Consider the following 16,538-nt stretch of genomic DNA (forward strand, 5'->3'; position numbering starts at 1 on the left):
TTCTGGTGTCATATCTGGAAGGGGAGGGTTCCCTCCCCCATATCAGTTAAACAATCATAAGATTTATTTTTTCAATACTTCTTTGGCTTTGGCTTCCATTTCTTTAGCTGCCGCAGCTGGTGTCATGGAGTTTCCGAAAATATTTTGCGTTGTATCCTTGTGCAGCTCAGCTAACTCAGCAGGCAAGGTTTGATCGTAGAACGTTTGCATGGAGGTTGCTTTGCTCAGCATATCATTTAATTCTTTAGCGAAAGGATCGGAGTAAGTAACTCCTTTAACTGCCGAGATGGTGCTTGCCTGATCAGCCATTTGTTGTGCAAGCTCTTTGGAAGTCAATGCTTTGACCAATTCAATCGCTTCGGCAGGATATTTACTCTTGGCTGCTACGGAGAATACAGGGGAGACGCCTCCTACCAAGTCAGTAACTTTACCTTTTCCTCCAGTAATTGCAGGGAACAGGAACATGCCTACTTTTTTCTCGAAATCTGGCGATTCCGCACGAATATTATTAATGTATGAAGACGTTTGCATTTCCATTGCTGCCTTACCTGTATACATCAGCTGACGGGAATTACCTGTGTCGTACTGAATACCGTTAAAACCAGGGTTAAAAGCACCACGTTTAACCAAATCCTGAATCATTTCTCCGGCCTTGACATAAGTTTCGTCTTCAAACGTACGACCTTTTCTTTCAAAGGCTTCGTTGAAAATTTCCGATCCGCCCAAACGGTTTGCAAAGTACATCAGGTAGAAAGCTGCAGGCCATTTGGTTTGGTTGGCAAGCGCGATAGGAATGATGTTCTCTTTTTTCAGCTTATCCACGATAGTGAGAAACTCATCATAGGTTTGTGGAGGCGTCAGATTGTATTTAGCAAAAATTTCTTTATTGTAATAAAAGGGAACGACTGACATCGCAAGTGGTGCGCCATATACCTTTTTATCAAAGGTAGCTACATCCAGACCTGCAGGCAAAAACGCATTACTGTCGATTTTACCCGTTAAATCCAACACTTGATTAGCGCTTGCAAATTGCTTCAACCAACCGCCGCCCCAAGAGTGAAATACATCCGGCGGGTTTCCTCCGCCCATAGCTACAGACAGTTTCGTTTTATAAGGATCGTTAGGAATTTGAACCGCTTCCACTTCCACGCCTGGATGATCCTTCATAAATTTCTGAACAGTTGCTTCAATGAGCTCTTTCCGTTTTCCTGTATCAATATACCAGAACGACAGCTTCTTCTTCTCTCCGGCAGGAGCTGCAGGAGCTGCAGCAGCTGGTTGAGCCGGTTTAGCTTCCGGTGTCGCCGGAGCTGCAGTTGTTGCAGGTTTTGTGCCACTGCAGGCCGAGATGATAAACAATACGCCCACGCAAAGCATCGTAATCCACTTTTTCATTTTTTGTACCCCTTTCAATCATTTAATTTGTTTACGCTTTCATAATATCATCGATCCCTATACTTAAAAAAGGTACTCTGATATGCAAAAATGCCAATTTGATTGGAAATGTAAGCGTTATTAAATCCAACAACAAAAACCCCTCCGACCGACAGCTTCAATTTGTCGTCAATCGTGAGAAGTTTTTAATACCGTCTTTTGGGCAATTTCCACCAGAACCGATCGAACGCTGCCCAGCTATCTTGAGCTTACTTAAGTGCCTTCCTTTTGTTGTATTCTATGTTGATTTCATCGGTAATCCGGGTATAGGTCGGATCCTTCTTGAGCATATCTACGAACGTACTCCATTCTTCCAACGAAATTTTCCCGATAATGACTTGTACCTTCGTATCGGCAATTTTCTTCGTGTAGTCGGCTCCCACTTTAAGCTCTGTATCGGAAACGAGACCTATCGCGGGGTCACCTGTTGAAAACTTTGCTTTTTGTTCAGCGATTTTCATGTTGCGCTGGTACATTTCTTTGGGCATACCTGCCGCATACTGCCACAAATCCAGCACTGGCGTACTGAACATTTTACCCCATGAAGCTGTTCCTATGCTGTCTGCTACTGCTTTATCATTAGCGACTTTCAGGCCATCAACAACGGTGTAATGAACATTCTTAATCCCGTACAGCGCCAAATCCATGCCTTCGCCACCGGAGCCGAAATCAATAAATTTTAAGATGGCTTTCATTTTCTCCTCAGACACGGTTTTTGGGACAGCCAATACGCCATTAAAGCCCGTATTTTGCGTTACATATGGCTTGTCTCCGGCTCTGGACGCCAAGGAAAGCATCGGCGTCCACTCAACCGACGGATCCTTCTTCCATTGATCCATCGTATATCTGAACAGTGCTTCCGGTGTTTCCGAGGTCAATCCAGCCCTGCCGCTTGTTGCGATCTCCCAAAACTGATTTTCTTTCATCACGGGAAATTCCAGCGGTATTAATCCATTTTTGTACAGCTTGTTCAAGTAAACGAGGGCATCTTTTGTTTCATGCTCAAGCGTCATATTTATCAGCTTGCCGTCCCTTTCCTTCCATTTACCAACGGTTCCCGTAAATACTTCTTCTATCACACGCCAATCTCTCATCGTATATCCAACCGTATCTGGTTTACCGTCAGGAGCCTGTTCTTTAAAAGCCTTCAGCACCGTATACAGCTCATCCATATCGGTAGGCATCTGAAGTCCCACTTTATTCAACCAATCCTTGCGAATGGAGACAAAGCCGCCTCCATCCATAGGACGTCCTGCCGGAACCGCATAAGTTTTACCATCAATCTTCGTATGGTCCCAGATCCTTGAATCCAAAGCCATCAGGTTTGGATAGCTTTTGACATAGGGCGTTAAGTCCCAGAACGCACCCTGTTTCACCATTTGAAGAAATAAAGGGGTCGTAATGTTCGGGATTTTTATCAAATCGGCAATATCACCGGTAGCCAGAGCTACATTGACTCGATCTGAGTAATCTCCGCCAGGCACCCAGGTTACCGTAAGCTTCGTATGCGTTCTTTTCTCAAATTCCTTCAGTACCGGATTGTCCAGTGATGGTGGCTGAGCTATGGTGTAGTCCGCCATGATTTTGATATCGATCGGCTTACCTGGAGCATGGGCTTCTTCCATGACATGGTCCATAGGAATAGCTGAAGGTGTGGAGCAACCAGCGGCAATAGCGACAATGACCACCCATGTGGATAGAATGAGCAGGGTCCGTTTGGGGCGTGTCGCCGTATCACTGAACTTCATTGAGAATCCTCTCCCATACGATGAACTCTAAACTTATAAACGGGTGACGTGTTGCCAAATGGATGGTTCCACCGGGATTCCATTTTCCAGATTATACTGTCGTCTTTGGAGTGTATCTTCACCTGGATATCGAACCGTACCGTTTTCTTCCAAAGGCTCTGCTTCTTGTAAATCACGAATGGCCTCGTTGATCCGTTCATTAATGAAATCAAGGTTAGAAAGTGAACGGGTATCAAAAGCTATAAACATTTGCGACACGCTATGTTCAGCTGGCAGCTTGCCAATCTCATGAGTGGTATGGCCGTCCGCAAACAGAGCAGCCATCAAATCGAGTACTAATGATAAACCCGAACCTTTCCAAAAACCGATGGGAAGCGGACGCCCCGAATCTAAAATTGCAGATGGATCTTTGGTCAGATTCCCTGCCTTATCATATCCGCCGTCAACAGGAAGCTGCGAACCCAGCAGTTTCTTCGTATTCAGCTGCCCATAAGAGAATTGGGAAACAGCCATGTCCAATACAATAGGACCTTCTGCCCGTGGAACTGCAAATACAATCGGATTGTTGCCAAGTTTTCTCTCGATTGAACCCCAAGGGGGCAAATTCGGCATCGTGTTGGTCCAGCAAATCCCTGCGCAACCCGCTTCCACAGCCTGCCAGCCGTAGCTTCCGCCACGCATCCAATGATTCGTATTCCTGAGAGCTATACAGCCGATTCCTTGCTGCTTGGCTATAGCAATGGCCCGTTCCATACACAGCTTGGCATTGAGGTTGCCTGGCCCAAGATTTCCATCCCACCTTTCCATGGCCCCAAAGCTATGGATGCATTCAGGTACAGCATGGATATCTACATAACCCTTGTCAATGAATTCAATAAATGATGGGAATCGGTTCAACCCATGGGAATATACACCATCGAGACTGGCCTCTGCAAACAACGCTGCACATCGCTGCGCTCGTAATTCAGTGAATCCCTTATTAAGCAGTACAGCTGTAAATTGATCTTTCATCTCAGAAAAAGGAACCCTCAGCACGATAAAAAAACCTCCTTTTCATCTGTGTATGCTTTTTCATCTTTTTCCTTCATTAATCTGTTTTATCACATCCAATGCAACCTTCGGTTTACGATCATAAGTCAACAATCCGTTAATTTCCTGCTCGACATCGGTCAACTGTGTATAACAAAAACCTTGAACGACCGGAGATTGCAGCAAGGGCTGCGTAACCGCTGTATAACGCTCGATAAAATCCTCATCGCTTTGAGCTGCTGAATATCCCCAGCCTTCCCAATCGCTTTTCTTAAACGAGACGCCGCCATATTCCGATACATGAATCGGAGCCCCTTCATAAGGATAGTCAGGTACATGAATCCAGCGGTTGGCTGGCTTCGATTGAACCGCATTTTCGACGGTACGGTATCTTTCTTCGAGCACTTCCCGTTTACTTTCGTAATCATGTATCGTGCAAATATCGGATTTAATATGCTCCCAACCATCATTAGAAATTACAAGCCGGGTGTCATCCAGCGATTTGGTTAAATGATACAGACCAAGCGCGTGCTGCTGCTGAAGCTTGTCCACCAAAATATTCGGTACACCCCAGCTTTCGTTCAGCGGCACCCAAGCCACGATGCAGGGATGATTGTAATCACGTTCTATGGCCTCTTGCCATTCCGAAGTGATGCGCCGCACATAACTTTCCGAATACGCCGCGGCATTGGCCATTTCCCCCCACACGAGCAGTCCCAAACGGTCACACCAATACAGGTAACGCGGGTCTTCGATTTTCTGATGCTTACGTGCTCCATTGAAGCCCATCGCTTTGGTCAATTCAACATCCTGTTTGATCGCATCATCTGTTGGTGGCGTCATAATACCATCTGGAAAATAACCTTGATCCAGCACAAGCTTCATATAATAAAAACGGTTATTCAAGCACACCTTGCCATCCTCTATAGAAATTTTGCGCATGCCAAAGTAACTGTTTACCTCATCAATAACTTGATCACCTTCAAGCAGGAGGAATTGGACATCATATAAATTCGGTTTGTCTGGCGACCACCAGCGTCCCCTACCGTGATCATTAAAATCGTTCAGTCCTATACGCCGCATCAGCTCCGGCTCTGTTACTTTGACGATCTCTTCGGTTACCGGAGCTCCCTTAAAGGATATCACCGTCTTCAACCAAAGATTATCACTTAAGCGTCCTTCAATAAAGACTCTGATCTTAATCTCATTCGAATCGATATAAGGGGTAAGCTTTACCTTGTTCAGATACGTCTCTGCTACAGGCTCTATCCAAACGGTTTGCCAAATGCCTGTAGTGCGTGTATACCAAATGTCTGCAGATTTCTTCACCCAATATTGTTTGCCTTTGGGAAGGGTGTGATCCTGGCTGTAGTCTTGTGCTTTCACGACGATCGTATTCTCACCACTCTGCAATTGTTCGGTAATATCGACTGAAAAAGGCGTATGCCCACCTTCATGAACCTTCACCAACTGGCCGTTAATCCAGACCCAAGACATATAATCAACAGCACCAAAATGCAATACTATCCTTTTGCTGACATGGGCCTCAGATACATTAAATCGTTTGCGATACCATACGATATCATGAAAACCCGTATCCCCGATTCCGCTCAAGCTGCTTTGGAAGCAAAAAGGAATTTGTATCTTTTGGCTAAAATCGTGCGATACATACCACTTTTCCTGGTTGCCCACTTGATCGTCATCAAATTCAAATTCCCACTCTCCGTTCAAATTAAGCCACTCAGCCCGCTCAAATTGTGGACGCGGATAGTCTTGCCTATACGGCTGTACCGTCATATGAATCACCCTTTATCTTTTATTGTTAATACATAATATACATTGCGATATTGCAATACTACATGATAAAGATCGAAATGTAAACAGTCAGACAACGGCCATTTTTCAACCGTCGCACTTGGCTGCTGTTAAGGTTTCACGGTTATCCTTGTGAATGCTTCTCGCGATATTGTCTTGGAGTCATCCCTTCGCTTTTCTTGAACATACGAATGAGATAAGAAGGCTGATATTGCAATTGCTCTGCAATTTCACTGATTTTCATATCGGTCTTGCACAGCAGTTCCTTACATTTCTCAATCCGCAAACGAATAATCGTATCGATAAAGTTCGTGCCGTGGATTTGCCGGAATGCTTTACTAAGCTTGGAGGAGCTCATCTGCAATTGGTCAGCATACATTTCCAGCGATACGTCCATCAGGATCTCCTCTTGAATTTGCAACAGCAGCTTATCAATCGTTTCCCGCAAATTACCGTCATAGGTCATGGACAATGTTTTGATAAAGGGGTGGATCAGCTTGTGCTGAAACCAGTCTACGATCTGGTCCGGCTCGGATAAATGCATCAGCTGCTCATACAGATGAACGCCTTCGTACAATGCATACAAATTTACATCATGCTTAATAATCGTGTCATGGAGGGTGCCCAGCAGCTTCATCATCCCTTGATGCACCATCAATTCGGTACTATTGTCACCCTGCAGCTCCAGCATAAACTGACGAATTAATCGGACAGCTTCCTCCTCAAGCCCAATACTGACGGCATGCACAATTTCTCTTTCCAGTTCGGAAGGAAAATGCTTGGGGCTGTTAGGTTCCATCATAAATTGATTCATATCCAGCATCTGATTGGACGTATGCAGGTCGCGGAAACGCAGCGCTTTTCGCGTCTGCTCCAGAACATTCGGCATGTCCACTAGAGAATCAGATATTTTACTTGTGACAATTGTCACCTTCATTCGCAGCATGTTATTGACCGCCACGATATAATCATGGGCAAGCTTATTGAGTATAGCCTTGATTTCCTCATTCGTTATGCTTCGATCGAGAACAAAAAATACACCTACAGATAAATCCTGGAAATTAATGACATGCACCATGTTCAGCTTCTCGGAGCACAGCTCCAAAATAATGTTGGAAGCGGCAAACGTAATCAGCTGCGAATCCCGCTCGGAGAACTTGCCACCCAGCTCAGAGATACCGTGCAGCTGCGAAACCATAACTGCAAATCTTTTATTCTGTGCGTCCCAATCGAGCTGCTTCATCTTGTCAATAAGCTCCAGCTCTGTATGCGTATATAAATTGCCTTGCAAAAATTGCAGCAGGAAGCTTTCCCTTAAGGCCGGTATGGATTCCTTGATTTGCATAGAGAGGGTCTGCTGCTCCACCAGGTGCTGATTCCATTGATTTTCAATGTAAGTCACTTCATCCTTAATGTCTGACCTTGTATGCCTGGAAGATTCGAACAAGCTTTTCAAACGATAGATCGGGTCGTAAATTTTGTTGGATGCGAACCAAGATAGTAGCAGGCCGACCGTCAGGCCGAATAGGCTGATCCAGAGAATCAATCTCGACAACGAGGTTACAGGAGCAATGATTTGTGATAAGGGGGTGGCTGAGACAAACGTCCATTTGCCGCCGAGCTTTGAAATTTTACCATAGGATACGGTGTAGCTTTGATCTTGCCAATCAAATTTAAAGGTGTTATCGCGCAGGTCCTCCTGAGCAATCTGGTTCTTTACCGCATCCTCAAGTGTGAGCTCCTTCAAAGCTCCGTTGGTGTGGGGAGTCGTCAAATAATCGCCGTTTTCATTAATAAGAAAAGCAACGCCTTCCCCGGAAGCCAATTTTTGCACCATCGTGTTTAACTTGACTTGATCCAAATAAATAATAAAAGCGCCATAGGAATCATACATTTGACCACCGGGAAGCTTTACAACAATAGCCTTGTATAGTGTGTCAGGAATACCTGGCTTCCTTAACGAATAGTTCCAATAGATGGTACGTTCTTTTTCCAGTAAGGCTCTTAATAGCTTCTCATCCTCCTCCGACTGAATAGTTTGAAATCCAAACTCGTCTCCTATGAGCTTATTGGCATCGCGTAAATAAAGGTTCACACCACCAATTAAGGAATTCGATTCCCTCATTAATGTAAACGATCTCATTAAATCGTTCGTTTTTTGAAATTCCATAATAAAATCCATCTGCTTAAGCGTCTCATCCATATTTCGGTCAAAAGCGAGTCTGACTACCGCATGCTCCAAATTGGATAAATAATCCTCCATGTGCTGGATCGACTGGCTAAGCTGATTCTGATGAGCTTTGTTGACTTCCATGCCAATGCGGTCCGTTCCGATATAGTAAAGAATGACACTGATCAATGCGATGGGGATGCAGGTAATCAGCAGTACAATACTTAAATTTTTCCAATAAATCGACCCTCTATTTATGCTCTTTGGCCTGCTCATCGGGATATTTCACATCCTTTACTTTATGGGCCCAATCGCCGCTCATCAACCGCAGCATCAGCAATTAATTGCGTATGTATAATATACATTGTATATTTTGTATATCAAATAATCAATAAAAGGTTCTACAGATCTAAGACAAATTGACAACGCAAAAAACTGCTGTATCCAATCAGATTCAGCAGTTCGGTAATCAAGTATCCCCCACCCATCCGGTTCCGAAAATGTTGAGTTTACAGCAAAGAGGCAAGGGACCTCCCTTACCTCCGCACAAATCAAATTCGATTACAGTTTATTTTTGAGCCATCCGATTTTTGTATTCTGCGTTGATTTCTTCTGTGATTTTGGTGTAGTTGGGATCTTTCTTAAGGCTGTCTACATATTTATCCCACTCCTCCAATGTAATCTTGCCGATAATCGTTTGTGTTTTCATATCAGCAATTTTTTTCGTGTAGTCAGCACCCATTTTAAGTTCAGTGTCGGAAACGAGACCGATAGCCGGGTCTGCCGTGGAAATTTTCGCTTTTTCTTCAGCCAGCTTAATATTGCGTTGATAAATCTCTTTCGGCATACCGGCTGCATACTGCCACAGATCCAGCACAGGTGTGCTGAACATTTTACCCCAGGAAGCAGTTCCTACACTGTCGGCTACAGCCTTATCATTGGCAATTTTTTGACCGTCTACAATGGTGTAATGAACATCCTTGATTCCGTACAGCGTCAAATCCAGGCCTTCGCCGCCAGAACCATAATCAACGAATTTCAAAATCGCCTTCATTTTTTCTTCAGGTACGGTTTTGGGAATTGCTAATACGCCATTAAAGCCAGAGGCTTGCGGTACATAAGCTTTGCCACCTGCTTTTGGAGCCAGCGAAAGCATCGGTGTCCATTCCACCTTCGGGTCCTTCTTCCATTGATCCATCGTGTATCTGAACAGAGCCTCCGGTGTTTCTGAGGTCAGTCCCGCTCTGCCGCTTGTAGCCAGCTCCCAGTACTGATTTTCTTTCAATACAGGGAAGTCCTGCGGGATTAAACCATCCTTATACAATTTATTCACATAAATTAGAGCTTCCTTCATTTCCGGCTCCAGCGTCATGTTGACGAGCTTGCCGTCCTTCTCTTTCCATTTGCCGACAGTTCCAGTGAACACTTCTTCAAATACACCGGAGCCGCCGCGCATGGTAAAGCCAGTTGTGTCTTTTTTACCATCAGGTGCGTTATCCTTGAAGGCTTTCAATACGGTATACAGCTCATCTAAATTAGTCGGCATTTTCAAACTTAGTTTGTCCAGCCAATCCTTACGAATCGAGAAAAATCCCCCGCCATTCAATGGGCGCCCCGCAGGTACGGCAAACGATTTCCCATCGATTTTGGTGTTATTCCATATTTTCTGATCAATGGCCATAAGGTTTGGATAGTTTTTGACGTATGGCGTCAAGTCCCAGAATGCACCTTGTTTGACCATTTGACGGAACAAGGGAGTCGTAATGTTCGGAATTTTAATTAAATCGGCAATATCGCCAGCGGCCAGTGCCACATTCACGCGGTCCGCATAATCTCCACCTGGCACCCAGGTCACGGTCAGCTTCGTATTCGTTCTTTTTTCAAATTCCTTCTGTACGGCATTGTCTGGGGATGGAGGCTGCGCGATCGTGTAATCCGCCATAACTTTGATTTCGGTAAGCTTTGCTGGGGCTGGGGCTTTAGGCTCTTCCTTGCCGGCAGTACCTGGCGCAGGTGCAGGTGCTGCAGAAGGAGCAGGTGACGAACAAGCTGCGGCAAATGAAGAGAATACGACCATCGTGGATATGAATAACAATATCCGTTTTTTGAGTAACTTGGTTGTTTGTACTTTCATTGCAAATCATCCCCTTAATATTGGTTTGGCTTGTTGGAGTTATCTGTTGTGGATAACTTATTTACTCCAAAACGGAAATCGCGCTTATACGGCCCAACCGCTGTCGCGAAGCTTGCTTTCATAATGAGCAGTGTCGATATGCAAGCCGAATCCTGGTGTAGAAGGTACAGAAATTTTGCCTTCTTGAATCGTGTAGCCGGAAGTATCAATACCTGGAATTTGCGCCTCATCCCACTCCACGAACATAAAGCCTTCAATAGCTGGATATACCTGTGCCGAAGCAAAGTTGCCATAGAAGCCGCCATAGTTGTGAGGAGCCGCTTTCACACCGCTTTTGGCCAGTCGCTTCGCCAGCTTCAGCCAATTGACGATGCCATAATCCTTCAAATCGTATTGGATCGCATCGATCAAGCCTTGCTCTGCCCATTCCACAATCGGTCCCGCCGCCAAGCCTTCACCGTCCGTGATCATCACATCGATCTTTTCCTCAGCTAACCAAGCCTTCAAATCGCGATACAGCCGATCATCTTCGTGGAACGCTTCCTCCATCCACAGCAGGTTGGATGATGCCGTTTCTTTCAAAACATGCTTCGTCAGATTCAGGTTATAGCCGTTATTCGCATCGATCGATATGTTGCATGCCGGACCGACTACCTCACGGATGCCGTTCACAATGGCGATATCCCGCTTCGTGCCTTCCATCAAGTCCATATGCATTGCACCACGGCCGACCTTGATTTTAAATCCGCGAAATCCTTCGTTATAGCCCTGCATCGCTTCCTCCTGCAGCAGCTTCACCGCGTCCGCCTCGTTGCTCAGGTGCAGATCATCAAAATACAAGGACGTATCATAGCAAGCCACGCTCAGAGGTGTCGATTGGCCGCTCAGCAGCTGATAAACCGGAATGCCTCTTACATTCGCTAACCAGTCGAACAGCGGGAATTGGATGCTTTGAAAACGGTCCTTGATCCATTGATCCTCACAAAAAATCTCGCTAATCGGTGTCCCGATAAATGCTGCTGCTGCTTCACGAGAGACACGGGACCAGCTATACCCCGCGATGCCGCCAATCGTAATACGTACCAAAGGAAAGCTGACTTCTTTACCATGTACCCCCAATCTTGCATTGCAGCCTGCCAATCTGCGGCGTTCACCTTTCATTAGTACCTGCTCGATTGACTCAATACGCCATGTGTTGTCCAGATCGGAAAAGTTTTTCATCTTCATTTGCTCCCTTGTCATTTGTATTTATATTGTTGTTGGTTTGTTTGTCGGATAAGGGTGAGCAGCGCTGCCGGTGTAGAATGAAACAACGACGAGCCATCTTCACTTAACCTTTGACAGAACCTAACATAACACCCTTGGTAAAATGCTTTTGCAAAAACGGATACACCATCAGTATTGGCAAGGTTGAGATCACGACGGCAGCCATTTTGATCGTTTGCGTAGGCAGCTGCTTGTCTGACGACATTTCCACAGCTGACGCTCCGCCCATTGCGGTATCAGAATCGATCAGCATATTGCGCAGTACAATTTGCAGCGGCACCTTCGTAAAATCGTTAATATACAACACGGCACTAAAGAAGGTGTTCCAGTAAGCCACTGCGTAAAATAATCCAAACGCGGCAAGCGATGCAGCCGAAAGCGGCAAAATGATTTTGAAGAAAATGCTCAAGTCATTACAGCCGTCAATCATTGCGGCTTCCTCCAACTCCACAGGAATACTGTCGAAGAAGCTTTTCATCAAAATGACATACCAGCCGCTGGTCAATACTGGAATTATCAGCGCCCATATGCTGTTGATCAAACCCAAATCACGTACGAGTAAGTACAGTGGGATGATTCCCGGATTAAACAGGATCGAGAACATGACCATGAACATCATGAGCTTTCTGCCTTTTAGTCTTTTACGGGAAAGACCAAATGAAAAGGCCGAGGTTACCATCAGGCTCAGCAGTGTGCCCACAGTTGCCAGAAAAGCGCTGACGCCCGTTGCCCGAATAAAGGCGGATGTAGACATTAAGTATTCATACGAGCCAAGGCTCCACTTACTCGGAAATAACACAAACCCGTATTTTTCGATATACTCTCTTGGCTCCGTGAAGGAAACCACGAAAACGTAATACAACGGGAACAAAGTAATGATGCCGATCATAACCAGCAGCACAAGGTTTGCCATACTAAACAGGCGGTCGCCTAAGCTTTCTCTCATGAGGGGTGGCTCCTTTCTAAAATAAGATGATTTACGGATTAAGGATTAGGGATAAAATGCGGAGAATAGGTCGTCGCTGCGCGTCCGAAGTGTTCCTCCGATTGCTGTTGTTCCCGGATTTTATCATTGTATAAGAGATGTATCGGTGAAAATCCGGGAACAAAGGCACCGCTTCGCTATCTCCAGAACACCACGGACGCTCCGCTTCGTATTCACCACATTTTGCGGCCCCTTAGGCCGGAAAGCGCAGCTTCCTTTATACATTTCGCTGAAATTAAAGGGCATTTATTCAATGGATTAGCATTGAATATTCATTTTCTGGCTCTACGCGATCATTAGTTCTCGACGGAGTACGAGCAATGATCCTTGAAAAACCTCGGAGCCTTTTATACTTAAGCCTATTTATTAAGGGGTATGTCTATTTCCTTGTGCGAATTTCGCAACTGCGAAATTCTACTGAGTATAGCTCTTACTTATTACTTCTCCCTTGGTCAGGATCACTTAATTTAGAGACTTAATTTAGAGCACTTAGTTTAGAGCACTTCGTTTAGATACATTACGATTAGTAAATGTATCAAGCCCTCAACAACTCCCTTTGTTTGGAGTGTGTTCAAAAAGAACAGCGGAGGAGAAGGGGTGTGCTGTAGGAGCGTAGCGTTCGCCTTTGAAATCGTGAATATACCGCTTAACCTATATTCATAATTCGCGATTTCAACAGCGACCGGAGGCGTACCCCTTCTCCATAGCGATCCCCTTTTTGAACACGCTCCAACACTCCACCTCAGTAAACTCCTTCCTCTCCAAACCGCTTAGCCAGCCAGTTGGCACATACAACAAGCGTCAAGCCGATCACCGATTTGAATAATCCGACAGCTGTGGTATAGCTGAATTGGCCTTGCTGAATGCCGTTACGATATACATAAGTTTCAAAAACATCAGCAACATTCGATACTGCTCCATTCGCCATCAGGAATACCTGCTCAAATCCAACATCCATAATATGACCCAAGCGGAGGATTAACAAAATAATAATGACGTTGCGAATGCCCGGCAGGGTTACATGCCACATTTGCCGAATCCGATTGGCCCCGTCGATCTTGGCTGCTTCATACAGCTGCGAATCGATACCTGTTATGGCTGCGAGGAAAATGATCGTTCCCCAGCCGGTGTCCTTCCATATGTTTTGACCAGTTAAAAGTCCCCAGAACAAGTTTTCGCTGGTCAAAAAAGCAATTTTGGAAAGTCCCATATACTCCATAATCAGGTTGATAATGCCGTTCGTCTGTGATAAGAGCAGGAACGTAATTCCTGCAATAATGACCCACGAGAGAAAATGCGGCAGGTACACCACAGATTGAATCACCCGCTTAAAGTATTTGTTGCTCACTTCATTCATACAAAGAGATAACACAATGGGCAAAGGAAAGAAGAAAACGAGACTCAAGAGACTAATCATCATCGTATTGCGAAAGAGTAAGTAAAAGCTCGGGTTCGTGAAAAATCGGATGAAATGCTCGACACCGACCCAAGCGCTTTTGAATATTCCCATATAAGGTGAATAGTCCTGGAAGGCGATGATGATGCCCCACATCGGGTAATATTTAAAAACAAGGAAATACAGTACTCCCGGCAGAACCAAGAGATATAAATACTTATCCCTTTTCAGTTCGGCCCACAGCGAGGTTTTGCTTTTACTTTTTGTTAACGCTTGCGAAATTGACTTTGTCGCTTGGATATCCATGATGCCTTCCTCCTTAAAGTGTTCGTAAAATCTGACCTCGCAAGCATTCCAACCCACGCAGATCCTGCAGTGTGCATTGTGTTACCAAATGGTAGGTGTCGTTGGAATCCTTGTGAATCAATCGTATGCCCTAACCTTAGGATAGATCATGCTGCAAGCGCAATAATAACAAATTATTACTATGCCTATTAAAAATTTCCGCCCATAGTCTTTTTTTGAAATGTTAAGGAAACCAATCATAGGGCTGTGAAGACAACCATAGATACGCCCGGCAGCCTCTACTCTACGAAAAGATATTTAGCCTTGCCCATACTGATTATTATTGAGGGAACACAATAAAAAAAGAGATCCCTAGAAAGTCCATTTGGACTCTAGGAGATCTCTTTGAATTTACATTTATCCTTTAATCGAACCTAGCATCATCCCTTTAGTAAAATGCTTCTGAAGGAACGGATATACAAGCAATATGGGTACGGTAGAAACAACGATCATTGCCAATTTGACCGTTACCCCAATACGTGGGGCGTCTTCACTAAGAGAAGCGGCGACCGCGTCCGAGGTAAGTACCAAGAGCAGCTGCCTCAGCAGCACTTGTAACGTAAAGTTATTCGGATTCGAGATATACATAACCGCCTGAAAGAACATATTCCACTGCGCAACAGCATAAAAAAGGGTAAGTGTAGCAAGAATCGGCATGGAGACAGGCACCATAATACGAAATAAAATACCAAAATCATTACATCCATCAATCCGGGCAGAGTCCTCAAGCTCTTCGGGCAATGTTCGGAAAAAGCTGATTAAGATGATGATATTAAAAGCGTTGATGGCGTTAGGTATAATAAGCGACCACAATGTGTTCATCAGACCGAGACTTTTGACAATCAAATAAGAAGGAATAATGCCTCCATGAAACATCATGGTGAAAAATACAATAAATATCATGACTTGCGAGCCTTTGAGCCTTTTCTTCGATAACGGATATCCAAGCATAACCGATAACACCATACTGATGAAGGTACCAATCACCGTGATGAAAATCGTATTTTGAAATACCTTGATAAAGTTAGGCGTATTGAAAATGGTCTGGAAAGCAATACCTGTGATTTCCTTCGGCCACAGCATAATTGCGCCTTCATGCACAAGATGTGGTGCGGTTAACGAGCTAACGAGCACGCTCCAGAATGGAAAGACCATCAAAGCAGCCAGTAAAGCCAAACCAATATAGTTGCAAACATCAAAGGCAAGGCTGGCGGGGCGAATTCGTTTCATGACTTGGTTCTCCCCTCCTCTGTTAAAATAAATAATGTTCACTCGTCTTTCTCGAAATATAATTGGCTCCGAGTATGAGCACAAATCCGACCGCCGATTTAAAAATTCCGATAGCAGTCGCATAACTGAAATTACCCTGCAGCACTCCTGCTTGATATACATAGGTGTCGAATACTTCCGCGACCTCTTTCACAAGCGGATTGCCCATAATGTACAACTGGTCAAAGGATATGTTCAATACTTGTCCAAGCCTTAAGATTAATAAAATGACAATCGTATTCATTAGGCAAGGTATCGTAATATGGAGCGTTTGCTGCCAACGGTTTGCACCGTCCACCTTCGCGGATTCATATAATTCAGGACTGATCCCCGCAAGCGCAGCGAGAAATAGAATCGTTCCCCAGCCGGCATCTTTCCATATGTTTTGCAGCGTAATAATACCCCAGAATAAGGATTTATCCATTAATAATTGAACCTTCGGGAATCCCATCGCATGAACAATCTCAGTCAAAAACCCCTCTGAGTTCATTAACGATATCGACAAAGCGCAAATCACGATCCAAGAAACAAAATGCGGTAAATACATGACGGTTTGAATCGTCTTTTTGAATAGGGCTGTTCTCACTTCATTTAACAATAGTGCGAGTATGATCGGAGCCGGGAAAAAAAATACGATATTCAACATACTAATAACGAGCGTATTACGCATAATCATCCAAAAATCGGGATGCTTGAACAGACGGACGAAATGGTCGCCACCAACCCACTCACTGTTCATAACACCCTGAAAGGGGTCATATTCCTGAAATGCGATCACAATTCCCCACATTGGAAAATAATGGAATACAATGAAATAAAGCATTCCTGGCAGTGCCATCAGGTATAAGTATTTATCAGCTTTCCATAATTTGGTTAGTGTCATATCTAGCTGCAGCACCCGCTTTCTTTCGACGTTCGGTCGGACAACTCTAGATTAGCTATTGTCC

Annotated in this window: 11 protein-coding genes; all 11 read right to left on the reverse strand. The window is 44.6% G+C overall.

What is annotated here, in order from left to right; translation table 11 throughout:
• Positions 1-63 precede the first annotated feature (63 nt).
• Entirely contained in the window at positions 64-1,395 is a 1,332-nt protein-coding gene (locus tag BM210_RS06625) for an extracellular solute-binding protein (RefSeq protein ID WP_091165854.1), read from the reverse strand.
• A gap of 248 nt (positions 1,396-1,643) precedes the next feature.
• On the reverse strand, positions 1,644-3,182 hold the full coding sequence (locus BM210_RS06630) for an extracellular solute-binding protein (RefSeq protein WP_091165856.1): 1,539 nt from the start codon (positions 3,180-3,182) through the stop codon (positions 1,644-1,646).
• Between the two features lie 33 nt (positions 3,183-3,215).
• Entirely contained in the window at positions 3,216-4,217 is a 1,002-nt protein-coding gene (gene yiaK, locus BM210_RS06635) for a 3-dehydro-L-gulonate 2-dehydrogenase (protein ID WP_218184895.1), read from the reverse strand.
• A 36-nt stretch (positions 4,218-4,253) separates the two neighbouring features.
• Complete coding sequence (locus BM210_RS06640; RefSeq protein ID WP_091165859.1) at positions 4,254-6,008, reverse strand: glycoside hydrolase family 2 protein; 1,755 nt, start codon at positions 6,006-6,008, stop codon at positions 4,254-4,256.
• Positions 6,009-6,150: 142 nt separating this feature from the next.
• Complete coding sequence (locus tag BM210_RS06645; protein WP_091165861.1) at positions 6,151-8,472, reverse strand: AraC family transcriptional regulator; 2,322 nt, start codon at positions 8,470-8,472, stop codon at positions 6,151-6,153.
• 292 nt (positions 8,473-8,764) lie between these two features.
• Positions 8,765-10,330: an extracellular solute-binding protein gene (locus BM210_RS06650; RefSeq protein ID WP_091165863.1), complete on the reverse strand. Its 1,566-nt coding sequence runs from the start codon at positions 10,328-10,330 to the stop codon at positions 8,765-8,767.
• An 84-nt stretch (positions 10,331-10,414) separates the two neighbouring features.
• The gene (locus tag BM210_RS06655; RefSeq protein ID WP_091165866.1) at positions 10,415-11,551 is read right to left on the reverse strand and encodes an enolase C-terminal domain-like protein; all 1,137 of its coding nucleotides are present in this window, start codon (positions 11,549-11,551) and stop codon (positions 10,415-10,417) included.
• A 109-nt stretch (positions 11,552-11,660) separates the two neighbouring features.
• Positions 11,661-12,542: a carbohydrate ABC transporter permease gene (locus BM210_RS06660; RefSeq protein WP_091165868.1), complete on the reverse strand. Its 882-nt coding sequence runs from the start codon at positions 12,540-12,542 to the stop codon at positions 11,661-11,663.
• A 781-nt stretch (positions 12,543-13,323) separates the two neighbouring features.
• On the reverse strand, positions 13,324-14,283 hold the full coding sequence (locus tag BM210_RS06665; RefSeq protein WP_091165871.1) for an ABC transporter permease: 960 nt from the start codon (positions 14,281-14,283) through the stop codon (positions 13,324-13,326).
• Positions 14,284-14,679: 396 nt separating this feature from the next.
• Positions 14,680-15,552, reverse strand: a complete 873-nt coding sequence (locus BM210_RS06670; protein WP_091165873.1) for a carbohydrate ABC transporter permease — start codon at positions 15,550-15,552, stop codon at positions 14,680-14,682.
• A gap of 22 nt (positions 15,553-15,574) precedes the next feature.
• Entirely contained in the window at positions 15,575-16,474 is a 900-nt protein-coding gene (locus tag BM210_RS06675; RefSeq protein WP_091165875.1) for an ABC transporter permease, read from the reverse strand.
• Positions 16,475-16,538 lie beyond the last annotated feature (64 nt).

The organism is Paenibacillus sp. 1_12, assembly GCF_900114475.1.
Classification (GTDB): Bacteria; Bacillota; Bacilli; order Paenibacillales; family NBRC-103111; genus Paenibacillus_S.